At 67.5% G+C, this 22941-nt stretch carries 18 protein-coding genes and 1 pseudogene; 8 read left to right on the forward strand and 11 right to left on the reverse strand.

Going from position 1 to position 22941, the window contains the following annotated elements; all coding sequences use genetic code 11:
* Positions 1 to 49: 49 nt before the first annotated feature.
* From DFR43_RS03115 to DFR43_RS03125, 3 genes are all read left to right on the forward strand, one after another.
* Positions 50 to 2113 carry an ATP-dependent helicase gene (locus DFR43_RS03115; protein WP_133595908.1) on the forward strand — a complete coding sequence of 688 codons (2064 nt, stop codon included), beginning with the start codon at positions 50 to 52 and terminating at the stop codon, positions 2111 to 2113.
* A gap of 66 nt (positions 2114 to 2179) precedes the next feature.
* Positions 2180 to 2695: a putative pterin-binding protein gene (locus tag DFR43_RS03120; RefSeq protein ID WP_133595909.1), complete on the forward strand. Its 516-nt coding sequence runs from the start codon at positions 2180 to 2182 to the stop codon at positions 2693 to 2695.
* Positions 2692 to 4608 carry an ATP-binding protein gene (locus DFR43_RS03125; RefSeq protein ID WP_133595910.1) on the forward strand — a complete coding sequence of 639 codons (1917 nt, stop codon included), beginning with the start codon at positions 2692 to 2694 and terminating at the stop codon, positions 4606 to 4608. Before DFR43_RS03120 ends, DFR43_RS03125 begins: the two co-directional genes overlap by 4 nt.
* Positions 4609 to 4639: 31 nt before the next feature.
* Here the strand turns inward: DFR43_RS03125 and DFR43_RS03130 are convergent, their stop codons facing one another.
* Genes DFR43_RS03130 through def form a run of 4 tightly spaced genes read right to left on the reverse strand, consistent with a single transcriptional unit; the run spans position 4640 to position 7222 of the window.
* Positions 4640 to 4975, reverse strand: a complete 336-nt coding sequence (locus DFR43_RS03130; protein ID WP_133595911.1) for an AzlD domain-containing protein — start codon at positions 4973 to 4975, stop codon at positions 4640 to 4642.
* Positions 4968 to 5717, reverse strand: a complete 750-nt coding sequence (locus DFR43_RS03135; RefSeq protein ID WP_133595912.1) for an AzlC family ABC transporter permease — start codon at positions 5715 to 5717, stop codon at positions 4968 to 4970. The genes DFR43_RS03130 and DFR43_RS03135 overlap by 8 nt, the downstream gene beginning before the upstream one ends.
* A gap of 1 nt (position 5718) precedes the next feature.
* The gene (fmt, locus tag DFR43_RS03140; protein ID WP_133595913.1) at positions 5719 to 6693 is read right to left on the reverse strand and encodes a methionyl-tRNA formyltransferase; all 975 of its coding nucleotides are present in this window, start codon (positions 6691 to 6693) and stop codon (positions 5719 to 5721) included.
* A gap of 10 nt (positions 6694 to 6703) precedes the next feature.
* The gene (gene def / locus DFR43_RS03145; RefSeq protein WP_133595914.1) at positions 6704 to 7222 is read right to left on the reverse strand and encodes a peptide deformylase; all 519 of its coding nucleotides are present in this window, start codon (positions 7220 to 7222) and stop codon (positions 6704 to 6706) included.
* 227 nt (positions 7223 to 7449) lie between these two features.
* On the opposite strand from def, the gene DFR43_RS03150 reads away from it, so the two are divergent.
* Together DFR43_RS03150 and dprA are read left to right on the forward strand one after the other, a co-directional pair.
* Positions 7450 to 8703: a LysM peptidoglycan-binding domain-containing protein gene (locus tag DFR43_RS03150; RefSeq protein WP_133596111.1), complete on the forward strand. Its 1254-nt coding sequence runs from the start codon at positions 7450 to 7452 to the stop codon at positions 8701 to 8703.
* Between the two features lie 8 nt (positions 8704 to 8711).
* Complete coding sequence (gene dprA / locus DFR43_RS03155) at positions 8712 to 9830, forward strand: DNA-processing protein DprA (RefSeq protein ID WP_133595915.1); 1119 nt, start codon at positions 8712 to 8714, stop codon at positions 9828 to 9830.
* A 20-nt stretch (positions 9831 to 9850) separates the two neighbouring features.
* Here the strand turns inward: dprA and DFR43_RS03160 are convergent, their stop codons facing one another.
* The 4 genes from DFR43_RS03160 to yajC form a co-directional block, all read right to left on the reverse strand.
* Positions 9851 to 12145 (reverse strand): DUF1631 family protein, encoded by a 2295-nt coding sequence (locus DFR43_RS03160; RefSeq protein ID WP_164499690.1) that lies wholly within the window; start codon positions 12143 to 12145, stop codon positions 9851 to 9853.
* Positions 12146 to 12188: 43 nt separating this feature from the next.
* Entirely contained in the window at positions 12189 to 13139 is a 951-nt protein-coding gene (secF, locus tag DFR43_RS03165; protein WP_133595917.1) for a protein translocase subunit SecF, read from the reverse strand.
* 15 nt (positions 13140 to 13154) lie between these two features.
* Positions 13155 to 15041, reverse strand: a complete 1887-nt coding sequence (gene secD / locus DFR43_RS03170; RefSeq protein ID WP_133595918.1) for a protein translocase subunit SecD — start codon at positions 15039 to 15041, stop codon at positions 13155 to 13157.
* Between the two features lie 78 nt (positions 15042 to 15119).
* Entirely contained in the window at positions 15120 to 15434 is a 315-nt protein-coding gene (gene yajC, locus DFR43_RS03175) for a preprotein translocase subunit YajC (protein ID WP_133595919.1), read from the reverse strand.
* Positions 15435 to 15801: 367 nt separating this feature from the next.
* Here yajC and DFR43_RS03180 point away from each other — a divergent pair.
* Positions 15802 to 16197 (forward strand): annotated as a pseudogene (locus DFR43_RS03180) (barstar family protein); the annotation flags it as partial.
* A gap of 217 nt (positions 16198 to 16414) precedes the next feature.
* On the opposite strand, the gene rsmA reads toward DFR43_RS03180, so the two are convergent.
* The 3 genes from rsmA to DFR43_RS03195 are packed head-to-tail and all read right to left on the reverse strand — an operon-like array spanning position 16415 to position 20980.
* Complete coding sequence (gene rsmA, locus DFR43_RS03185) at positions 16415 to 17227, reverse strand: 16S rRNA (adenine(1518)-N(6)/adenine(1519)-N(6))-dimethyltransferase RsmA (RefSeq protein ID WP_245988811.1); 813 nt, start codon at positions 17225 to 17227, stop codon at positions 16415 to 16417.
* Positions 17224 to 18573, reverse strand: coding sequence for a peptidylprolyl isomerase (locus tag DFR43_RS03190; RefSeq protein WP_133595922.1), 1350 nt, complete (start codon positions 18571 to 18573; stop codon positions 17224 to 17226). Before DFR43_RS03190 ends, rsmA begins: the two co-directional genes overlap by 4 nt.
* Positions 18566 to 20980 carry an LPS-assembly protein LptD gene (locus tag DFR43_RS03195; protein ID WP_133595923.1) on the reverse strand — a complete coding sequence of 805 codons (2415 nt, stop codon included), beginning with the start codon at positions 20978 to 20980 and terminating at the stop codon, positions 18566 to 18568. The genes DFR43_RS03190 and DFR43_RS03195 overlap by 8 nt, the downstream gene beginning before the upstream one ends.
* A 100-nt stretch (positions 20981 to 21080) precedes the next feature.
* Between DFR43_RS03195 and DFR43_RS03200 the strand changes: the two genes are divergently transcribed.
* Together DFR43_RS03200 and DFR43_RS03205 are read left to right on the forward strand one after the other, a co-directional pair.
* Positions 21081 to 22193 carry an aminoglycoside phosphotransferase family protein gene (locus DFR43_RS03200; RefSeq protein ID WP_133595924.1) on the forward strand — a complete coding sequence of 371 codons (1113 nt, stop codon included), beginning with the start codon at positions 21081 to 21083 and terminating at the stop codon, positions 22191 to 22193.
* A 6-nt stretch (positions 22194 to 22199) separates the two neighbouring features.
* Positions 22200 to 22928: a 16S rRNA (uracil(1498)-N(3))-methyltransferase gene (locus DFR43_RS03205; protein ID WP_133595925.1), complete on the forward strand. Its 729-nt coding sequence runs from the start codon at positions 22200 to 22202 to the stop codon at positions 22926 to 22928.
* Positions 22929 to 22941 lie beyond the last annotated feature (13 nt).

The following is a 22941-nucleotide window of genomic DNA, read 5'->3' on the forward strand; positions in this document are numbered from 1 at the left end:
AGCCTGCCACGGCCCGTTATCATCCCCGCTCCATGCGCAATGCCTGCCTATGTCCGCTGGTCTGAATCTTGCCCAACTCCAAGCCGTCAACCATTTGTCCGGGCCTTGCCTGGTGCTGGCTGGCGCCGGCTCAGGCAAGACGCGCGTCATCACGCACAAAATCGCTCGCCTCATCCAGACCGGGCTGGCGGCCGAGCGCATCGCCGCCATCACCTTCACCAACAAGGCCGCTGCCGAAATGCGCGAGCGCGCCCGGCAGTTGGTCGGCAAGCCGGCCAAAGACGTCGTCATCTGCACTTTTCATGCGCTGGGGGTGCGGCTGCTGCGCGAAGACGGTGCCGCCCTGGGGCTGAAACCACAGTTCTCCATTCTCGATACCGACGACATCGTCGGCATCCTCAAGGACTGTGGGGGCACCACCGATGCCGTCACCGCCCGCCACTGGCAATGGACCATCAGCGCGTGGAAAGGCGCCGGGCTCGATGCCGCCCAGGCCTTGGCCCAGGCCCGGGACGACAACGAGCGCTTCATTGCCCTGGTGATGGCCAAGTACCAGGAGCGGCTGGCCGCATACCAGAGCGTGGATTTCGACGACCTCATCGGCCTGCCGCTGAAGCTGCTGCGCGAACACGACGACGTACGACAGCGCTGGCAACAGCGCCTGGGGCATGTGCTGATCGACGAGTACCAAGACACCAACGCCTCGCAGTACGAGTTGCTCAAGCTGCTGGTCGGCCAGGCAGCGCGATTCACCGCCGTGGGCGACGACGATCAGTCCATCTACGGCTGGCGGGGCGCGACGCTGGAGAACCTGAAAAAACTGCCTCAGGACTTCCCCCAACTGCAAGTCATCAAGCTGGAGCAAAACTACCGATCCACCAGCGCCATCTTGCGGGCGGCCAATGCCGTCATCGGCCCCAACCCCAAGCTGTTTCCCAAAACCTTGTGGAGCGAGCTGGGCGAGGGCGAGCCGGTGCGCGTCATCGCCTGCGACCACGAGGAGCACGAGGCCGAGCGGGCCGTGGCCCGCATCCAGAGCATCCGCGCCGGCTCCAGCGCCGCCGGCGGCAGCGGCGCGCGGTTCAAGGCGTTCAAGGACTTTGCCATCCTCTACCGCGCCAACCACCAAGCCCGCGCCTTCGAGGCGGCGCTGCGCAAAGCGCAAATCCCGTACAAAGTCTCGGGAGGCACGAGCTTTTTCGACCGCGCCGAGATCAAAGACCTGTGCGCCTGGCTGCGCCTGCTGGTCAATCCGGACGACGACCCGGCCTTTCTGCGCGCCATCACGACTCCCCGGCGCGGCATCGGGCACCAGACCCTGGCCCAGTTGGGCGCATTTGCGACGCAGTACAAGCTCAGCCTGTTCGAGGCCCTCTTTGCCCATTCACTGTCGGCCGTTTTGCCAGCCCGGGCCGTCAGCGGACTGCACGAGTTCGGCCGTTATCTCAACGAGTTGGAGCACCGCGCGCGCCACACCACCGGCCACGAAGCCGCCCGCGCCTTTCTGGACGACTGGCTCAAGACCATCGGCTACGAGCAGTACCTGCACGACAGCGAAGACAGCGACAAAATGGCCGCCGCCCGCTGGGGCCATGTGCTGGACTTTTGCGACTGGGTCGCCCAGCGTTGCGGCGGCCAAATCGACGACAGCGGCGGCCTGACCACAGAGCGCGAACCCAAAACCCTGCTGGAAGTGGCCCAGACGATCGCGCTCATCGCCACCATCTCGGAGCGCGAGCAAGACCAGGATGTCGTCACCCTGTCCACCCTGCACGCCGCCAAGGGCCTGGAGTGGCCGCACGTCATCCTCGCCGGTGTCAACGAAGGGTTGCTGCCGTTCAAGCCCGACGACGACGGCCCGGCCGAGGCGCTGGCTCAGCGCATTCAAGAAGAGCGCCGCCTCATGTATGTCGGCATCACCCGCGCCCAGCACACCCTCGTGGTGAGCTGGCTGAAGCGGCGCAAAAAAGGGCGCGAGCTGGTGCCCGGGCAGCCCAGCCGCTTCATCGAAGAGATGCAACTGGACGCCGACACCACCCGCGAAGACCCTCGGGCCAAGCTGCGAGCGTTGCGCGAAGAGTTCGCCCGTCGCGCCGGCACGCCTGCCGCCTGAAAGGGTTGGCACACACTGCCATTTCGCCTACCATTGCGCGCTATCAATCGAAAAATCGACAGCGCCATGCGCATTTTTTTTGATAAAAACATCATTCGCGGCTGCTGGTTCCTCATCTGGGTCGGCTGGTCCCTGGCCGCGCAAGCGCTGGAGCCCCCGCGCAGCGAACCCATCCTGACCTTCACCGGCCAGGTGGGCGTGCGCAATCATGGCCAAGTCGCCGCTTTCGACATGGCCATGCTCGAAGCCCTGCCGCAGCATCGCTTCACCACGCTCACCCCGTGGGAGGACCGCCCCATCACCTTCAGCGGCCCACTGCTGCGCGACGTGCTGCGCCTGGTGCAGGCCAGTGGGCAGACGCTGCGCGCCACCGCGTTGAACGACTACCGCATCACCATCCCCGTCTCCGACGCGCATCGGTTCGACGTCATCATCGCCACGCGGCTCAACGACCAGCCCATGTCGGTCCGCACCCGCGGCCCCCTGTTCATCATCTACCCATTCGACGCCCACCCGCAACTGCGCAGCGCGCGCTACTATGAGCGCTCCATCTGGCAGTTGAAGGCCATACACGTCGAATGACGGAGACATCCACCCCCACACGCCGCGAAGGCCGCCGGTTCTATCTTTGGCTGGCCCTGACCACGCTTGCGCTGGCCGTGGGACTGGGGGTGATCACGGCCGTGTTCCTGCGCCAGTCGCAGACGGTGGAAATCACCGCCCGCCTGCAAGCCGATTCAGTCACCTCGCTGACTTTCCAGCTCGAACGCGAATTCCTGCGACTGCGCAGCGAATTGGCCCTGGCGCTGGCCCGCCCCGAGCAGGCCGACTGGAACCCGCTCATGGTGCGCTACGACATCTTTGTCAGCCGCATCGGGCTGATGCGCAACAACCCCAGCCTCCAAAAACTGACCCACCGGCCCGAATACCGCGAGACCATGCCCAAGCTCGAAGCCTGGGTGCAAGAGGCCGACCCGCTGATGACCCATCCGGCCCGGCACGTCGAGGCGCTGCGGGGCTTGCTCGATGCCATGAACGCCCTCGGCCCGGACGTGCAAGCGCTGAGCTTCGCCGCCAACAGCCTGGTCACCCATTTGATGGAACGGCAGCTCGATGTGGTGCATCAGCAAAACCGCTGGATCGCCTGGCTGGTGGGCGTGCAAATCCTGGTGCTGCTGACGGCATCGGCCAGCCTGCTGCTGCGCCAGCGGCGGCAGCTCCGGGAGCGCCGCGAGCTCGAAACCCTCAATGCCGCGCTCGTGCAGGCCAAGGAACAGGCCGATCAGGCCAATCTGGCGAAAAGCCAGTTTCTGGCCAACATGAGCCACGAGCTGCGCACCCCCTTCAACGGCATGTTGGGCATGATCGACATGCTCGAAAACAGCCCACTGTCTGAGCGGCAGCGCGACCAACTCGCCACCGCCCGCGCCTCGGCCGAGCACCTGCTGAGTCTGCTCAATGACCTGCTGGACCTCTCGGCCATCGATGCGGGGCGCATGAAGATCCACCCCGAACCGATGCAGATGGCCGCGGTCGTCCGCGACGCGCACCAACTCGTGCGGGCCCAAGGCCAACGCAAGGGCCTGGACATGCCGCTGCAGATCAGCCCGCATGGCCCAGTCTGGGTGCTGGCCGACGCCACCCGGATCCGACAAATCCTGCTCAACCTGCTGAGCAACGCCATCAAATTCACCGATGAGGGCGAAGTCCGGCTCCACGTCGGCTGCAAAAGCGACGGCCAACGCGCCCTGTGGACCATCACCGTCTCGGACACAGGCATCGGCATGGACGAGCACACCGTGGCCAGCCTGTTCCAGCGCTTCCGCCAGGCCGACGACAGCACCACCCGGCGCTATGGCGGCAGCGGGCTGGGGTTGGAAATCTCGCGCTCACTGGCGCGCATGATGGGCGGCGACATCACCGTCACGAGCCAACGCGGCCAGGGGTCCACCTTTGTCGTCACGCTGGCCACGCCCATCTGCGATGCCCCCCTGCCCAGCCAGACCGCCGACCCGGCCGCTGTATTCAGCCCCCCGCCCTGCCCTCCCCCGGCACCGAGGCATGACACCGCCGCCCCCAGCTCCACGCCCCTGCGCGTGCTGGTGGCCGAAGACCACCCGGTGAACCGCAAATTCATCGGCATGCTGCTGGACAAGCTGGGCCACCACGCCACCTTCGCACACAATGGGCGCGAAGCCCTGACGCTCGCTTCAACGCAAGACTTCAACCTCATCCTGATGGACGTGCACATGCCCGAGATGGATGGGCTGACCTGCGCCCAGCACATTCGGGCGCTCGAAGGCGAGCGCGCCCGCGTGCCCATCATCGCCCTGACCGCCGACGTGATGGACGAAGCCCAGGAGCGCGCACACGCCGCTGGCATGAATGCCTTTCTCGCCAAACCGGTGCAGCCGCACCAGCTGCGCGAGGTGATGGCCCACTGCGTGGGCCAGCGCCAGGGCGGCCAGCGGGCGCCCGACGAATCCCCCAATTAACGGCCCCCTGACGGCCCGCCGGCACGCAGACTCACCAGCCCAGCGCCAGGCGCAAAGGCAGGTACACCGCCATGCCGGTGACGATGGTGCCCAACACGCCGCCACGCCAGAAGAACCAGCCCGTCCCCGCCACAGCGGCAAACAGTCGAGCGTCGCGCCAGGTGTCGATCAACTGGCCTTGATCGGCAATCACCTCCGGCACCACCACCGCCGCCAATGCGGCGATGGGGGCATACTGCAAGCCGCGCTCGGCCCAGCGTGGCAAAGTCCAGTCGCGTTCGGAAATGAAGAAAAACCCGCGGGTGACCACCGTCACCACGGCCAGCGCCGCAATCACCAGCAAGGTCCACGGATCGAATTCAGGCATGAGGGGGCACCGGCTGGCCACGCAACCAGCGCGGCCCATACGACTCGATCACCAAGCAGATGGCCACCGCCGCCGCGATGGCCACCACGATATTGAGCTTCAGCGGCAAGGCCCAGGCCGCAATGGCCGCCGCCCCCGCCACGCCGGCGGAAACGACGCGCAAGCGCGACGTGGCCAGCGAACAGCCCACCCCCAGCAGCGCCAGGATGCCGGCAAACCCCAGCCCCCACTCGGGCGGAATGACGTTGGCCAGCGCGATGCCGATCAGGCTGGCCGACATCCACGCCAGGTAATTCACCGCGCAGTTGCCCGCCAGATACGCTTGCTGGCATTCGCGCGCCTGTGGCGTCTGACCGGGGTGGGGATAGCGCCGGGCAAAAAACACGTAGCTCAAATCGCCCGTCACGTAGCCGGTGGCCAGTCGCTCGCGCAGCGGCATGTGCATCACATAAGGCCGCAGGTGCGCGGAAAACACCACGAAGCGCAGATTGACACAGAAGGCAGCTGCCAAAATCACCCACAGCGGCGCCCCAGAGGCCATCAACGGCACCGCCGTCAGCTGGGCGCTGCCCGCATACACCAGCAAGGTCATGGCCACGGCCTCGAAGGCGCTGAGCCCGGCCTTGACCATGGCCACGCCCGTCATCAAGCCCCAGGCCGCGATGCCCGTGGCCACGCCGGCTTGGTCGCGCACCCCTTCCCAGAACTCCGAATGGCGGCGATGGCTGGAGCGCCAGAACATGTCAGTGCCCGGGCGCCGCTCGCCCCCACACCTCGCCGGCGCTCAGGGGATGGCCACGCAAAAAATCCGCCACGGGCAGGCGCTTGCCGCCGGCGCGCTGCAACTCCAGCAGCCGCAGCACGCCTTCGCCCGTCTGCACCCGAACGCCAGACGCATCGGCCGACAGCACCGTGCCCGGGGCCACCGTGGCCTGCCCGGGCTCCAGCGCCGCCGTCCAGACCTTGACCCCCTCGCCCGCCGCATCGGTCGTCGAGGCGCCGGGCATGGGCTGAAAGGCACGGATGCGGCGTTCGATCTGCGCCGCCGGCGCGCGCCAATCGATCACGGCCTCGGCCTTGTCGATCTTGTGGGCGTAGGTCACGCCCTCGGCCGGCTGAGGCTGTGGATGCAGCCCGCCGCAGGCCGCCAGTTCCAGCGCCTCCACGATCAACCGCCCGCCGAGTTCGGCCAGCCGGTCGTGCAGACTGCCCGTCGTGTCATCGGGGCGAATCGGCAGGCGCTCGATCAGCAGCATGTCGCCCGTATCCAACCCCTCGTCCATCTGCATGATGGTCACCCCCGTCTCGGCATCACCGGCCTCGATCGCGCGATGGATGGGGGCAGCGCCACGCCAGCGCGGCAAGAGCGAGGCATGGATGTTCAAGCAACCCAGGCGGGGGGTTTGCAGCACCCAGGCCGGCAGGATCAGGCCATAGGCCGCCACCACCATGGCATCGGGCTGCGCCGCCCACAGCGCCTGCCGCGCCGCGGCCGCTTCCTGCGGATAGCGGCCGTCGAGCCGCAGCCCGTGCGGCTGCGCCACCTCGATGCCATGCGCCTGCGCCAGCTGCTTGACGGGAGATGCCTGCAGCTTCATGCCCCGGCCTGCGGGCCGATCGGGCTGGGTGAGCACCAGCGGCACCTCGAAGCCGGCCGCAAGCAAGGCTTGCAGGGCCTGCGCCGCAAATGCCGGCGTGCCGGCAAACACCACTTTCATGCGCGCCCCTTCACCGTGCCGCTTCGCGCTCGGCTTTGAGGAGCTTGGTCTTGATGCGATTGCGCTTCAGGGGCGAGAGGTATTCGACAAAGACCTTGCCCATGAGGTGGTCCATCTCGTGCTGGATGCACACCGCCAGCAGGCCTTCGGCCTCGATGGCGCGCGAATTCCCATCGGCATCCAGCGCGCGCACCCGCACCGCCACCGAACGCTCCACGCCGTCGTAAATGCCCGGCACGGACAGGCAGCCCTCCTCGCCCTTGCGCTTTTCTTCGCTGGCCCACTCCAGTTCGGGGTTGATGAGGACCATGGGCTGGTTGCGCTCCTCGCTGACATCGATCACGATCAGGCGCTCGTGGATATCCACCTGCGTGGCCGCCAGGCCGATGCCGTTGGCGTGATACATGGTGGCCAGCATGCGCGGGATGATCGCCCGAATACGATCATCCACTTCGGCGATGGGGCGGGCCACTTTGTGCAGACGTGGATCGGGATAACGCAGAATGGGGAGCAGTTCGGGTTCGTTCATGGGTGATCGCGCAGACGGGAGGCCACAAGCGCGCCCCCCGGGAAATGTCGCTATTTTCGCCACTTTCGCCGCCCGTTGCAGGCGGCAGCAGGCGATATCATTGCCAGAAATAGGGCTTGATCGCAAAATCTCCAGTGATCACATCACCAAACACCACGACCGGGAGGGAAGGCCATGGATGCATCGGCGCGACTTTCCCACCGTGACTTCGGGGCACCACCATGCGTATGAACCCACTTTCCGCCGACCTTCATCACAGCGCTTGCGTGCCCCCGCCGGTGTGGCGCCGTGTCGGTTCTTGGGCGCTGGCCACCTCGCTGCTGGTAGGCCTGGCGGCTCAGGCCCAGACCTTCCCGAATTACCCGATCACCGCCGGGCAGCGCAGCACGGCCCAGCAAGTCGCCCAGGCCGGGGTGCCCCTGAGCGAGCTCTCGCCCAACGCGCCCGAGCGCTACACCGTCAAACGCGGCGACACCCTATGGGACATCTCCGCGCTGTTCCTGCAACGCCCCTGGCGCTGGCCCGAGCTCTGGGGCATGAACATGGACCAGATCCGCAACCCGCACCTCATTTTCCCGGGCCAGGTGCTGGTGCTGACCCGCGTGGGTGATCGCGCCTTCCTCGCGTTGGAGGGGTCTGGTGATGTGCCCACCGTCAAGATTTCGCCCCGCATTCGCGCCGAAAGCCTGGCCGAGGCCGCCGTGCCGCCGATCCCCCTGAATGTGATCGAGCCGTTCCTGACCGAATCGCTGGTGGTGGACGAGGCGGAACACGCCCGCGCGCCACGCATCGTGGCCACCCAGGAAAACCGCGTCTTTCTCAGCCGCGGTGACCGCGCCTACGCCCGCGGGCAATACGGCAACGCCGACGCCCTCGATGGCCTGGCCTTGAGCATCGACCCCGGTCAGCCCCAGGTGCACCGCATCTACCGCAACGCCACGGCGCTGATCGATCCGACCACGGGCGAAACGCTGGGCTACGAGGCCCAGTTCATCGGCCAATCGCGCCTGGTTCGCAGCGAGACGCTGCGTGAAATCCCCGGCCCCAATGGCGTCCAGCTCCAGGTAGAGCCTGCGACCATCGACATCACCCTCTCGCGCGAGGAAATCCGCGTCGGCGACCGGCTGCTGCCCGAGCCTTTGCGCGAGGTGCCGGTGTACGTGCCCCGCGCCCCGGCAACGGCCCAGTCGGGCCAGATCGTCAAGGCCTACGGCAATGCGCTGCGCTTCAGCGGGCAAAACCAGATCGTGGTGCTCAACCGCGGCGCACGCGACGGGCTGGAGCGCGGCCATGTGCTGGCCATTCTGCGCGACACCGAGCGCTTGACCGACGCCACCGATCCGAGCCGCCCGGCGCTGCAATTGCCCGGTGAACGCAACGGCTTGATGATGGTGTTTCGCACCTTCGACCGCGTCTCCTACGCCTTGATTCTGCAAATCACCGACGGCGTGAAGGTGGGCGACCGCTTCGTCACCCCCTGACCGGGCTGATGCTGCCCGACGCACTCGACGCCTGGCTGCGCCTGACCACCACGCCCGGCGTGGGGCCGGCCACGGCACGCCGGCTGCTCGCAGCCCTGGGGCCAGCGGAATCGGTGTATGCCGCCTCGCCGGCCACCCTCACCCACCTCGTGGGTGAGCGGCTCGCCCGGGCGCTGCTGGACCACGGCGCGGCGGCCGACGCACTGGTCCGTCAAACCCTGAACTGGTGCGCGGCCGAACCCGAGCACCGGCACGTGATCACGCTGGCCGATGCCGCCTATCCGCCAGCCCTGCTGCACACCGAAGATCCGCCGGTGCTGCTCTATGTGCAGGGCCGGCTCGACGCGCTGACCCATGCGCGTTCGATCGCTGTCGTGGGCAGCCGCCACCCCACGCCGCAGGGGATGGAAAACGCGCGCCATTTCGCCCACGAACTCGGCAAGGCGGGGGTCTGCGTGGTCTCTGGCCTGGCCCTGGGCATCGACGGCGCAGCCCACGAAGGGGCGCTGGACGCCGACGCGCTGACCGTGGCCGTGGTCGGCACCGGGCTGGACCGTGTCTACCCGCGGCGTCATCACGCCCTGGCGCACCGCGTCGCCCAGCAGGGCGCGCTGGTCAGCGAGTATCCGCTGGGCACGCCGCCCCTGGCCCCGCATTTCCCGCGCCGCAACCGCATCATCGCCGGGCTGGCGCACGGAACGCTGGTGGTGGAAGCGGCGCTGCGCTCCGGCTCGCTGATCACGGCCGAACTGGCCCTGCAAATGGGGCGCGAGGTCTTTGCCATCCCCGGCTCCATCCACGCGCCCCAGTCGCGCGGCTGCCATGCCCTCATCCGTCAGGGGGCCCTGCTCGTCGAATCGGCGGCAGACATCCTGCAAGACCTGCGTCACGTGCTGGGCCCGGCGGAGGACCCCCCAGTGACCACAGCGCCTTCAACGCCTACGCCGCCGGCAGACCCATGCCCATTGTTGCAAGCCTTGGGGTTCGATCCGGCCGACCTGGACACGCTCCAGGCCCGCACCGGTTGGGACACGGCAGCCCTGCAGGCCCGGCTGCTGGAGCTCGAACTGGACGGCCGGGTGCAGCGCATGCCTGGCGGGCGCTTTCAGCGCCTGGCGCGGGCGTGATCGCGCCGCGGCAGCGCACACTATCCATCGGTTTGCAAAAGACGCTCGGGATTGGCCTGTAGCTTGACCAGCGCCTGCCGTGTCGCCCGGGTCGTCAGTGCCTCGGCTTCGCCCGGGCGCAACAACCCGGCCTTGAGATACATCGCCACCCGCCCCTGCTGCAACAGCCATGCGGCCTGCGCACTGCTGACAAACAGATACAGCTGTCGTTTCGGACTGACCCAGGCCAACCGGACCACCGCCTTGACGCCGCTGTGTTCCAGCCCATACCAACTGCCCACGGGCAACGCGGCCGCCCAAGCCATGAGATGCTTGGGCACGGCCACCTCCGGAGCGGGCACGACGGTCAGCCCGGCCAGCTCCTGTCCGGTGAGCCACTCCAGGCTCTCGGGGCTCAGCACCCATTCCCCGCCTGCCTGCGCCGAAGGCAGCACGCCCTCCAGGGTTTCGAGCCGGCGGGTAAAGCGCGCGAGCCAGGCCGGATCGACGCTGGCGGCGCGAGAGACGAAAGCGGCCGCCAACGCGTCCGTCACGGGCTTGAGCGCAGCCTCCTGATGCGCCTCGTCCATGCCCAGCAGGCCCAGCCCCTCCCGCAAGCGCGCCAGCAACGCCGGCACCCTGGCGATGACCAGGGCCCGCTCCTGCCGCGTCGGCTTGGCGCTGGCGGCCCAGAGCAAGTCCGCGGCCAGCTCTCGAGCCTGAACCGCGCGCGCATCTTTCTCCCCATACACCACGGCAGCCTGGGCCATCGCCTCGGCCCAGGTATGAAACAGGAAATCACGCAGCCCGTCGTCCACGGCCGTCTGTTCCAGCAGGCGCCGCAGTTCAATGGTGTAGCGCACGGTCAGCGTCTCGCGCTGCTCCAGCTGGCTGGCCACATCGACCACACGCTGCCACTGCGGCTGCTCGCGCACGACGCTGGCCAGAAAGGCCTCGAACTCTTTGAGCACCAACTCAAACACCCGGCATCCGGTCTCCGGGTACTGTTCGACCACTTGCACGATGCGCCGAATTTCCGCTTCCAACGCCTCGATGCCAGCGCTGGGATCGAAGCCGAGCACGCAAGCCCCCATGCGGTCAATCAGGCGCCGCGCCGGATGGTTTTCCGCCGTGAGGAAAGAAGGTTCGGCCAGCGCGCAACGCAACACCGGCATCTGCAAACGGGCAAACCACAGCCGAATGCTGGCCGGAATCCGGTCTTCACCGAGAATGCCATCAAAAATCAGCGCCACCAGTTCGATGATCGCCTTGTCCTCGTCACTGCGAGCCGCTCGCTTGAACGCACGCGACTGGGCATGCAACCCCGCCATCCCGGCTTCCAGACTGCTCCAGTCTACCGGCGGCAATGCCGGCATCATCGGCTCCCGGGTGCTTTGGGCAGACGCGGCCTCGTTGACGGAGCCGCCCGCTGGCATCGCCTTGGCCCAACGGGCCGCAGACGGCAGGCGCTGGCCAATGAACGCCATGAGCCGCTGTGCCACCGCCTGATGCCCCGTGTGCGGTGGGATCCATTCCGTGCCATGCGCGCTGACTTGCTCGGCCATGGCCTGGATGGGTGGAATGTCGCCCAGCCCCTCACGCTCTGCCGCATGCCCGCCGGTGGCTGCGCGACCGGGCATGACGTGCGTGACCTGCGCGCCGGCAGACACAGGGCGCTGACTGCGCCGCATCAAGTCGCGCAAATCGATCTCGGGCAGCACGCCCTGCGTGAGCAGCCACTGGTTGGCCTGCCCGTACCCTGCGGCGACCAGCTTGGCCACAGCCCCCTGCAAGGCCGCCTGGCCAACCTGCCAGTCCAGCCGCAGCAATCCAGCCTCCACCCAGGCTTCGACCAAGATCTGGCACACCTGCAAGGCCTGAACCGGGTCACGCTTGTCGAGCTCGTCGGACAGTTCCAGGTGTTGCAGCCGCAAACGCAATTCATTGAAGGCTTCGCTGGCCTTGTCCAGCACCACCAACGCCGCCCGGGCCGCCAGGATCTGGCTCTCTACCGTGTCTTCGGCCACCAGACTCAGCGCTTGCGGGCTGGCGCCGACGGACGGGGCGGCGTCGCGCTGCCGCAAGGCCTGTTTCAGGCGCTCAGCGGCAAGATCACACCAGCGCACGCCGGCCTGGTTGAACCGTTGGTAGGCATCGCGCAGGCGCTGCGCCTCCTCGCCAAACAGCACCTCGTTGCTGCGTTGCAGCAGATACTCCCGCATCCGCTGTGCCACCTGTGGCAGGCCGGCGCACACATGCGCCACGAAGCGCTCGCGCGCCTGTTGCGCGAGCGCACCCGAAGGCGATGGGACGAAAGACGTTGGAGACTGCGCCACGCCAGCGAGTATGCCAGTTCCTCGGTGGCGCAGCGCCCTGCCATCAGACGGCGGCGCCCGCGTTGGGATCGTCCGGATCCTCCACCTTGCGGGTGGGTTTGACGAGGTCTTCGCGGCGCACGCCCAGCCACATCGCCACGGCCGAAGCCACGAAGATCGACGAGTAGATGCCAAAGAGAATGCCGATGGTCAGCGCCAGAGCGAAGTAGAACAGCGTCGGCCCGCCAAACAGCAGCATCGAAACGACCATCACCTCGGTCGAACCGTGGGTGATCGCCGTGCGGCTCATGGTCCGCGTGATGGCGTGATCGATCACCTCGCGGGTGGTCATTTTGCGCTGGCGTCGGAAAGTCTCGCGGATGCGGTCGAAGATCACCACCGACTCGTTGACCGAGTAGCCCAACACGGCCAGCACCGCGGCCAGCACCGCGAGCGAGAACTCCCATTGGAAAAACGCGAAAAACCCGAGCACGATCACCACATCATGCAGGTTGGCCACGATGGCGGCCACGGCGTATTTCCATTCGAAGCGGAATGCCAAATACACCATGATGCCCAGGATCACGAAGGCCAAGGCCATCAAACCGTCTTCGGCCAGCTCACGCCCCACCTGCGGCCCCACGTATTCGGTGCGGCGCAACTCCACCGTCGGATCGTGGGCGCGCAGGGCCGCCAGCACGATCTCGCTCTGCTGGCCCGAGGTCTGGCCTTCCATCAACGGCAGGCGCATCAGCACATCGCGCGACGTGCCGAAGTTTTGCACCGGCACCTCGGTATAGCCCAGGCCCGCGATCACCTGCCGAATCGCTGGCAAATCGGCCGGCTGCTCATATGCCACCTCGATGACCGTACCGCCCGTGAATTCGACCGACAGGTTGAGCCCGCGCGTGACGAGGAAGAACACCGCCAGGACGAACGCCGTGATGGAAATCGCGTTCAGCAGCACCGCGTGCCGCATGAAGGGGATGTCTTTTTTGATGCGGAAAAATTCCATGTTCGCTTCCCCCGTTCAGTCGGCCTTGAGGCCACGTTTGCCAGCCTCGTCCGCGCGCCAGACGGTGCCGATCGACAGGCTCTTGAGCTTCTTTTGGCGGCCATACCAGGCGTTGACCAGACCGCGCGAGAAGAACACGGCCGAGAACATGCTGGTGAGGATGCCGATGCAGTGCACCACCGCAAAACCGCGCACCGGGCCGGAGCCGAAAGTCAACAGCGCCAGCCCGGCCAGCAACGAGGTGATGTTGGAGTCCAGGATGGTGCCCCAGGCGTTGTCGTAGCCGGTGTTGATCGCTGTCTGAGGCGCCGAGCCGTTGCGCAACTCTTCGCGTATGCGTTCGTTGATGAGTACGTTGGCGTCGATCGCCATGCCAAGCGCCAGGGCCATCGCCGCCATGCCGGGCAGGGTGAGCGTGGCTTGCAGCATCGACAGCACCGCCACCAACAGCATCAGGTTGAACGCCAGCGCGATGCTCGAAATCACCCCGAACAGCATGTAGTACACGCTCATGAAGGCCACCACGACGATGAACCCCCACTTCACGCTGTTGAAGCCCATCTGGATGTTCTCGGCCCCCAGGCTCGGGCCGATGGTACGCTCCTCGACGATCTCCATCGGCGCAGCCAGCGAGCCCGAGCGCAACAGCAGGGCGATGTCGGCCGCCTCGGTGGTGGTCATGCGCCCCGAGATCTGCACCCGCCCGCCACCGATTTCGGTCCGGATCACCGGGGCGGTGACCACCTCGCCACGGCCACGCTCGAACAGCAGGATGGCCATGCGCTTGCCCACGTTCTCGCGCGTGACGTCGCGGAAGATGCGCGCGCCCTTGGCGTCCAACGTGAGATGGACCGCCGGCTCCTGGTTCTGGCTGTCGAAGCCGGCCTGGGCGTCGGTGAGGTTTTCGCCGGTGAGCAGCACCTCGCGGCGGGTGATCACAGGCTGCCCGTTGCGGTCCAAGTGTCGCTCGGACCCAAAGGGCACCGGGCCCAGACCGCGCTCGGCCGCCAGGCCTTCGGGGCTTTCATCCACCAGACGCAGCTCCAGCGTGGCGGTGCGGCCGAGGATGTCCTTGGCCTTGGCCGTGTCCTGCACGCCGGGCAGCTGCACCACGATCCGATCCAGCCCTTGCTGCTGAATGATGGGCTCGGCCACGCCGAGTTCGTTGATACGGTTGTTCAGCGTGGTGATGTTCTGCCGCAGGGCCTGTTCCTGGATGCGGCGCGCGGCATCGGCGCGCAAGGTGCCCACCAGCTTGAGGTCGGCGCCATCAGTGGTGCGATCGAACTGCAGTTCGGGAAACTGTTCCTCCAGCACACGCAAAGCGGCGGCTTGCGTCTCGGCATCGCGGAAGCGCAGCTCCACCGACTGCCCTTCGCGGCGGATGCCGCCATGGCGAATGTTGCGGTCGCGCAGCGTGGTGCGCATGTCGCTGGCCAGCACTTCGGCGCGTTTTTCCAGCGCGCCCGGCATGTCCACCTGCAGCAGGAAGTGTACGCCGCCGCGCAAGTCCAGCCCCAGGTACATGGGCAAGGCGTTGATGGACTGCAGCCAGGCCGGCGTGCGCGGCAGCAGGTTCAGCGCCACCACGTGGGTGAGATCGGCCGGATCGGGATTGAGGGCGCGGTCGATCGCATCGCGCGCCAGAATCTGGGTGTCCGTGCTGTCGAAACGCACGCGGATCGACTGCCCGTCGAACTGGGTGGCCGCGGGGGTGATGTTCTGCTCGGCCAGGATGCGCTCGACCCGGCTCAGCGTCGTCTCATCGAGGCGAACCGAAGGCTTGCCCGCCGAGATCTGCACCGCCGGCGCCTCGCCGTAAAAGTTGGGCAGGGTGTAGAGCGTGGCGATGATCAACGCGACCACGATGGTCACGTACTTCCACAAGGGGTATCGGTTCATGAGCGACGGGCTCCGGAAAAGCCAAACGGCCGGGCGCAAGCCCAGCCGGATGGCAGCAGTGCATGGGGGATCGGTCGTTTATTGCACGGTGCCTTTGGGCAGCACCTGCACCACGGCCGTGCGTTGCATCTGGACTTCGACGCCATTGGCAAGTTCCACGGCGATGTACGGGTCCCCGACCTTGGAGACCTTGCCCAACAGCCCGCCAGCGGTGACCACTTCGTCGCCTTTGGCCAGCGCCTCGACCATGGCCTTGTGCTCTTTCTGGCGCTTCATCTGAGGACGGATCATGACGAAGTACAGCACCACGAACATGAGCACCAGCGGCAGCAGGCTCATGAGGGTAGAGGGAGAACCCTCGGCGGCTTGGGCGTATGCGGGAGAGATGAACACGGCAATTCCTGTGGAGATGAGTGGTCTCGGATTCGGCGGGCACCAGGCCCACCACAGCCAATCGGTCATTTTAACCGGGCTGTTTTCAGCAGAAACCTCCTGACGTGCGCAAGGGTCCCATATCGCCCCGCATATCACCCCTTCGGCAGGCCTGTCAAGCCTTGCATTTTGGGGCCGGATCGGGCACACTTGCGCCCTTGAAATTCAGGGTTTACCCGTGGCAACGCGGGGGCCCAGAGTCTCGGCTCAGCCGAGGCCGTCGCCAGGTAAAGCCATCGCCCTCCCCTGCCCGGCGGGCAGTCAGCCAGGCGCCTGGCACCGTATCGATTTCGCTTATTTTTCACCATTCATCGGAAGAACCGCGGAGATGGATACACCGCTTCGTAACGTGCGAACCAACATCGTGCAATCGATTCGTGCCTTCACGGTCAAAGACCTGCAGGCTGCCGCCGAACAGCTGGGGCACCATTTTCTTTACGCCAACCTGGCCACCGCCCAGAGCAAGCAGGACGTGATCGACCTGGTCGCCGAGCAGTACACCCTGCCGGTGCAAAACGGCAAGAATTTCGATGCGCTCTACGACAGCATGACCGACGTGGTCCACAAGTCCGGGCCGCAGACCGGCTTCATCGTGGTGCTGGAGCACATCCCCACCGGGCCGAAGTTCGACAAGGAAGCCCGCGAGCAGTTGCTCGACATCTTCCGCGACGTGGCCGACTACTGGAGCGACCGCAAGGTGCCGTTCCGCTGCTTCTACTCTTTCTCGGTGGCCCGCGCGCCCAAGGCGTCCGACCTGGAAGCCGCCGAGGAGCCGCTGCTGACCGACAAGCTGGTGGACGTCAGCCCACAGGCATTGCGCATGAGCAGCCCCTTCAACGCCGGCTACTGGCTCAGCGCGGCCTGACGCCTCGCGCCCCACGGCGCCTCGGGTGGCGCGGGATTGCGGCCTGCACCCTTCCCCGGGGCAGGCCGTTTGGCTTTCAGGGGGCGATGGCCTGCGCCAAGGCCACGTACTCGGCCACGGGCACCTCCTCGGCACGACGCTGCAGATCGAAGCCGCCCCCATGGCCGCGCTCCTCCAGCCAGCGCCCCAGGGTGTGGCGAAGCAGCTTGCGGCGCTGTGAAAACGCCACCTGCACCAAGGCTTCCAGACAGGCGACATCCACCGGCGCCGGGCTGGGTCGCGGCACCATGCGCACCACGGCGCTGTCCACCCGGGGCGGCGGGTCGAAGCTCTCGGGGGGCACGAACAAGACGTCCTCCATCTCGTAGCGCCACTGCAGCATCACGCTCAGCCGGCCGTAGCCGGCGGTGGCGGGCGGCGCGACCATGCGGTCGATGACCTCCTTCTGCAGCATGAAGTGCTGATCCTGCACCCAGTCGGCCACGGGCATCAGGTGGAACAGAATGGGGCTGGAGATGTTGTACGGCAGGTTGCCCACGATGCGCAAGCGCGGCGGCGCGGCGGCAGCGCTTGGCGCCAGGTCGATGGCCAGTTGGCGAAAGTCCACCCGCAGCACGTCGGACTCGATCACCACCAGTTGGGGATGCCGGCGCAAGCGAGCGGCCAAATCGCGGTCGAGCTCAATGACAGTCAGCCGCCCCAGCCGCTCCACCAAAGGCTGGGTGAGCGCGGCCAAGCCGGGGCCGATTTCGACCATGGCATCCCCGGGGCGGGGCGCGATGGCCCGCACGATGGCGTCGATGATGGCCGGATCGGCCAGGAAGTGCTGGCCAAACCGTTTGCGGGCCTGGTGCGGCCCGTTCAACGGGTCGCGCTGGACGGGTTTCACCGGCCGTTCTCTCGGTATTCGACGAAGGCACGCGCCCGCAGCTCGCGCGCCCATTCCTCGTAAGCTTCCTCGGCTTTCTGTTCGCGCAGCACGTTGCGCACCCACTCGCGGCGCTCGCGCGCGGGCAGTTCCACCTCGCGGCGCTCGACGACCTGGATCAGATGCAGGCCAAAGCGCGAGCGCACGGGCTCGGACACCTCGCCGGGCGAGAGCCGGTTCATCACCTGCTCGAATTCGGGCACGAACTGCCCGGGCTGGGCCCAGCCCAAATCGCCACCGGCACGGGCCGAGCCGTCCTGGCTGTGCTCACGGGCCAATTCCTCGAAGCGGGCCTGCCCGGCCTGCAGGCGCTCGCGCCACTCGATCATGCGCCGGGCCATGCGCTCCTCCTCGGCCGGCGAAGCGGGCTGCAGCAGGATGTGGCGGGCGCGTGTCTGGGTGATGTGGGTCGGCGGCAGGTTGAGGCTGCGGTTTTCCAGCACCTTGAGCACATGGAACCCGGCGCCGCTGCGCACCGGACCGGCCACATCGCCCTTTTTCAGCGACTGGACGGCTTCGACGAACAGGGTCGGGTAGCGATCGGCCGTGCGCAAGCCCATGTCGCCGCCCGCCGCCCGCTCGGGGCCTTCGGAGAACTCGCGGGCCAGCGTGGCAAAGTCCTCGCCGGCGCGGGCGCGTCGGGCCACGTCTCGGGCGCGGGCTTCCAGGCCGGCCAGCGCGGCCGCATCGGCATTTTCGGGCACGGCGATGAGCACCTGCGCCAGTTGCAAGGCCGTCTGCTCAGGGCGGCGGCTGGCGGCGTGTTCACGCAGGTAGTTGTCGATGTCGAGCTCGCTGACGCGCACGCGGCTTTCGACCTCGCGCTCGCGCACCCGCTGCAGCAGGATTTCGTTGCGCAGATTGGCGCGGAAACCGGCCGGCGTCATGCCCATGGCCGCCAGGCGCTCGTGCAGTTGCGGCACGGTCAGCCCGTTTTGCCGCGCCACCGAGGCTTCGGCCTCGTTGACGGTGGACTCCTCCACCCGGATGCCGATTTCGCGCGCCCATTGGATCTGGGTGCGCTCCACGATCAGCCGCTCCAGCACCTGGCGCGCCAGTTCGTCGGGCGGCGGCAGGGTGCCGCCCGGGGGCGCCTCGATGCGTGCCATGCGGTTGCGCACGTCGGCGCTGGTGATGGGCTCGGAGTTGACCAGGGCCACGATGCGGTCGGCCTCGCGCACAGTGGTCGTTGCGCTGGCCTGCGCCCAGGCCGGGGCTGTGGGCAGGGCCGTCAGGCCGATAGCGCCCAGAACCGCCAGCGACAAGCCGCGGCGCAGCAAAGTGGCAAAGGAGTGAATGTCAGTCATAGCGCTCGAAACGGCTCGGCGGGTTGATCTGCTCGCGCAGGTATTGGTAACGCGGAACGTTCTCGCGCAGCGTCTGCAAGGGGTTGGAGCCGATGCGGGAGAAACCGGTGAATTCGAGTTGGAACAGGATGCGCTGGTTCGCGCTGGTGCGGCTTTGCTGCAGGCGTTCCAGCACGATGCGGCCAATCCAGCAGCCGGCGTCGTACTCGAAGCCGGCGATCAAGTCCACGATGCGACGGTCCTGCAAGCTGTAGTTGAGCCGGCCCACGCTGTACCAATGGCCAGGCCCGAGCCCACGACCGGGGCCGAGATCGGGCACGCGGGGCCCGCCCAACAGGTCGCGCAACGGCCACTGCCAGCCCAGGTCGAGCTGTTCGCTTTCGCCGCGCTGCAAGCGGTAGGCGGCGCTGACCACCCGGTAGTTGCCGGGGCTGTAGCGGCCGCTGAGGGTGGTCCGCACCGACTCGCGGTTCTTGGGGTTGTATTGCACGGTGCCACCGAAAGACCATTGCGGCGTCCAGTTCAGCGAGCCGCCGAACAGCACGTCGCTCAAGCGCTCATTGATGGGCGTCTGCCCGGGCAGCACCACGCGCTGGTCGCTGAGCCGGATGCGCTGCGCCACCCCAAAGCTCATCCATTCCGCCCCGGTCTGCGGGCTCAGCAGCCGCGAGGTGAGGCCCAGCGTCAGCGCATGCAGGTCGGCCACCCGGTCGTGCCCCCCGAAGGCGTTGGGGGTGAAGATGGTGGCCAGGTTGAAATCCAGCGCGGAACTGTCGTACACCGGCAGGTAGCCCTGTTCCCGGAAGGGGGTGGCGGTGTAGAAGGCGCGCGGCTCCAGGGTCTGGAGCACGTCGCGTCCGAAGAGGCTGGCCTCGCGCTCGAAGAACAGCCCGCCGTCGAGGAAGGCGGTCGGGATGAGGAAGCTCTGGCTGCGCTGGCGCTCGCCCACGGGCCCCACCCCTTGCGCGAACTGGTACTGCCGCGCGTGCAGGCGCAGGCCTGGGCGCAGGTACCAGCCAGGGGTCTGCCAGGTGTGGTCGAACTGCGCCACGCCCAGCCAGCGGGTGCCGTTGACATCGGTGGTCTGGTTCAAGCCGCCGATCACCGGGGAGCGGTCGGTGCGGAAATGGGTGACCTCCCCCAGCACGTCCAGGCTTGTGTCGCCCCAGCCGGCCCAGGCTCGCGGCCGGTAGGCCACGGCCACCGAAGGCAGCCGGTCGTAGGGCGCCACGATGGGTGCATCCACGTCCTGCAGGGTCTGCCAGCGATAAGCCCCGGCACTGAAGGACCAATCGCCGCGCCCGCCGGAGAGCACGGCCTCGCTGGGCAGCAAGCGTTCGGTCAACGCGGTGCTGGTGCGGGGAAAGTCGCGCCAATAGTTGTCGTCACTGACGCGGTTGAGGTTCAGACGCAGACCGATCGGGCCGAGCCAGTCGTGGCGGCCCAGTTGGTGCTGGTGCTGCAGCGTGGCGGCCCAGCGGTCTTCACGGCGCAGCCGGTCATTGGGCATGTAGGCGGCGCGCAGCACGCCGGCGTAGGTGCGCTCCAGATAGCGGTATTCCCCCGCCAGATCGACCCCGCGCCGGCTCATCAGCGTGGGATAGAGGGTGGCATCGCGGTTGGGGGCCAGGTTCAGGTAATAGGGCGCGGTGATTTCGAGGCCGCTGCGGTTGTCGATGTTGAAGGTCGGCGGCAGCACGCCGGACTTGCGCCGGTCCGACAGGGGAAAGCTGACCCAGGGCGAAGCCAGCAAGGGCACCCCTTTGAAGCGCAGCACCCCATTGATGGCCGTGCCCGTTTCCTCGGCCTGGTCGAAATCGATGCGGCTGGCGCTGACGTACCAGTCGGGCGCCCACTCACCGCTGGCCGGACGGGGGCAGGTGGTGTAGCGCACCCGGTGGGCCACCAGCAGGTCACGCCCTTTGAACTCCACCTGGGCCGCATCGCCTTCGCCCCCAGTGCGCAGAAAGGCAAAGCGGGGCTGCTCGAACACCCCTTCATAGGTGTCGAGCTGCAACTGCAGCGCTGGCCCCTCGAACACGTCGCCCTCGCGGTTGATGCGCACGTCGCCCTGCGCGATGGCCAGATTATCCGGGCGGCGGTGCTCCAGCCGTTGGGCGCGAATGACCAGATCGTGGCGGCGCAATTCCGCATCACCTTCCACGACGACCCGCGCGTCGGTCTGCCCCTCGATCCGCTGCCCGGAGACGAACACCGGGGCCTGCTCCACCGCGGCCTTGGGCAAGGTCTCCTGCAACCGCTCGCTCATCTGCAGGCTCAGGCCCTGGCTGTGGGCCAACGGCCCCCAGCTCAGCAGCAGACAGCCGCAGGCCTGCAGCACCCAGCGGGGCACGGCGGGCGAGACGCAATCGGCAAACGGACGCGCTGAGCGCAAGACAACGGGCATGAACAGGGTCAGTGACTAGGCACGGTGGGGCAACACGGCCTCCGTAGAATAAGCGGCAATTATCCACGAGCCCCCGGCAGGTCTGCCGCCAGCCCACACCATGTCCGCCTCCCTCCCCCAGAACGCCCAGACCGTGACCTGGGCCGACCCCGCGCGTGGCGCCCGCTTTGCCCGCTGGATCGCCGCCATCGCCCCCGACCAAGCCATCGACCCGTCCACCCTGCGGCTGGCCTCGGCCGACGCGAGCTTTCGGCGCTATTTCCGCGTGGACCGCACCGACGCGCCGGGCAGCCGCATCGTCATGGACGCCCCGCCCGACAAAGAGGATTGCCGCCCTTTCGTGCGCGTGGCCGCCCTGCTGCACGAAGCCGGCGTGCGGGCCCCCGAAGTCCTGGCCTGGGACGAAGCCCAGGGCTTCATGCTCTTGACCGACCTGGGCGAGCAAACCCTGCTCACCGCGCTGGACCCGGCGCAGCCCACGGCGGCCCTGCCCTATTTCAAAGATGCCGCCGCCACCCTGCTGAGCTGGCAACGCGCTTCCCGCCCGGGCGTGCTGCCGGCCTACGACGCGGCTTTGCTGCAACGCGAACTCCAACTGTTTCCCGATTGGTACCTGACTCGACACAAAGGCCTGGCGCTGGACGAGGCCACCCGCAGCCTGTTGGCACAGACCTTTGCCCGCATCGTCGAACGCAACCTGGCCGCGCCCAGCGTGTTCGTGCACCGCGACTTCATGCCGCGCAATCTGATGCTGCCGCGCGAGGGCTTCGACCCTGCCGACCCGGCCCGGCGACTGGGGGTGCTCGACTTTCAGGACGCGGTCTATGGCCCGGTGACCTACGACATCGCCTGCCTCATGCGCGACGCCTTCCTCACCTGGGAGGAAGACATGGTGCTGGACGTGACCATCCGCTACTGGGAACAGGCGCGCAAGACCGGTCTGCTGGACTTCGAGGGCTGGAGCGAGGACTTCGGCGCCTTCTACCGCGCCGTGGACTGGATGGCGCTGCAGCGCCACCTCAAAGTGGCCGGCATCTTCGCACGGTTGACCCTGCGTGACGGCAAGCCCCAGTACCTGGCCGACGCGCCGCGTTTCCTCCTGTACATCCGCAACACGGCGGCGCGTTACCGCGAACTCACGCCCCTGCTGCGGCTGATCGACCGGATCGAAGGCTGGGAAGCCGCCAGCGGCTTTGCCTTCGGCCGGGTTTGAGCCGCCATGCCGCGCATCTACCACCCCGAAGCGCTGCGCCCCGGCCAGACGCTGGCGCTGCCGCCCGAAGGCACGCGCCATGTACAGGTGCTGCGGCTGCAACCCGGCGATGGGCTGACCCTGTTCGGCGACCCGACAGCAGGCGGCGAGTGGCACGCGACCATACTGCGCATGGGCCGCAGCAGCGTGGAAGTGCGGATCGATGACCATGCGGCGGTGGAGCGCGAGCCGGCACGGGCCGTTCACCTGGCCGTGGGCATGCCCGCCAACGAGCGCATGGACTGGCTGGTGGAGAAAGCCACCGAACTCGGCGTGGCCAGCATCCAGCCCCTGATGACGGAGCGCACCGTGCTGCGCCTGCAGGGGGAGCGGGCCGACAAGAAACAGGCCCACTGGCGGGCCGTGGCGGTGAGCGCCTGCGAGCAATGCGGCGGCAACCGGATCCCCACCATCCACCCGGTGCGCACGCTCGCCCGCTGGCTGGAGCAACTGCCTGCCGGCGCAGGCCCGTGGCGGGGCGTGCTGTCGCTGGCCGCCGGCAGCCAGCCACTGGCCCAAGCCCTGCCCCGCGACGCGGCCACTCCCGTCTGCCTGGTCCACGGCCCCGAAGGCGGCCTGACGCCGGCCGAAGACGCCGCCTTGCGCGCGGCAGGCTTTGCCCCCGTCAGCCTGGGGCCGCGCGTGCTGCGGGCCGAAACGGCGGCCTTGGCCGCGCTCGTTCAAGCGCTCTGCTGAACCGTGCCAGCTC

This window comes from Tepidicella xavieri, from assembly GCF_004363315.1.
GTDB lineage: Bacteria > Pseudomonadota > Gammaproteobacteria > Burkholderiales > Burkholderiaceae_C > Tepidicella > Tepidicella xavieri.

Coding starts and splice junctions, on each gene's coding strand:
- DFR43_RS03115 (WP_133595908.1), top strand. CDS start 50: ATGTCCGCTGGTCTGAATCTTGCCCAACTCCAAGCCGTCAACCATTTG.
- DFR43_RS03120 (WP_133595909.1), top strand. CDS start 2,180: ATGCGCATTTTTTTTGATAAAAACATCATTCGCGGCTGCTGGTTCCTC.
- DFR43_RS03125 (WP_133595910.1), top strand. CDS start 2,692: ATGACGGAGACATCCACCCCCACACGCCGCGAAGGCCGCCGGTTCTAT.
- DFR43_RS03130 (WP_133595911.1), bottom strand. CDS start 4,975: ATGCCTGAATTCGATCCGTGGACCTTGCTGGTGATTGCGGCGCTGGCC.
- DFR43_RS03135 (WP_133595912.1), bottom strand. CDS start 5,717: ATGTTCTGGCGCTCCAGCCATCGCCGCCATTCGGAGTTCTGGGAAGGG.
- fmt (WP_133595913.1), bottom strand. CDS start 6,693: ATGAAAGTGGTGTTTGCCGGCACGCCGGCATTTGCGGCGCAGGCCCTG.
- def (WP_133595914.1), bottom strand. CDS start 7,222: ATGAACGAACCCGAACTGCTCCCCATTCTGCGTTATCCCGATCCACGT.
- DFR43_RS03150 (WP_133596111.1), top strand. CDS start 7,450: ATGAACCCACTTTCCGCCGACCTTCATCACAGCGCTTGCGTGCCCCCG.
- dprA (WP_133595915.1), top strand. CDS start 8,712: ATGCTGCCCGACGCACTCGACGCCTGGCTGCGCCTGACCACCACGCCC.
- secF (WP_133595917.1), bottom strand. CDS start 13,139: ATGGAATTTTTCCGCATCAAAAAAGACATCCCCTTCATGCGGCACGCG.
- secD (WP_133595918.1), bottom strand. CDS start 15,041: ATGAACCGATACCCCTTGTGGAAGTACGTGACCATCGTGGTCGCGTTG.
- DFR43_RS03190 (WP_133595922.1), bottom strand. CDS start 18,573: ATGACTGACATTCACTCCTTTGCCACTTTGCTGCGCCGCGGCTTGTCG.
- DFR43_RS03195 (WP_133595923.1), bottom strand. CDS start 20,980: ATGCCCGTTGTCTTGCGCTCAGCGCGTCCGTTTGCCGATTGCGTCTCG.
- DFR43_RS03200 (WP_133595924.1), top strand. CDS start 21,081: ATGTCCGCCTCCCTCCCCCAGAACGCCCAGACCGTGACCTGGGCCGAC.
- DFR43_RS03205 (WP_133595925.1), top strand. CDS start 22,200: ATGCCGCGCATCTACCACCCCGAAGCGCTGCGCCCCGGCCAGACGCTG.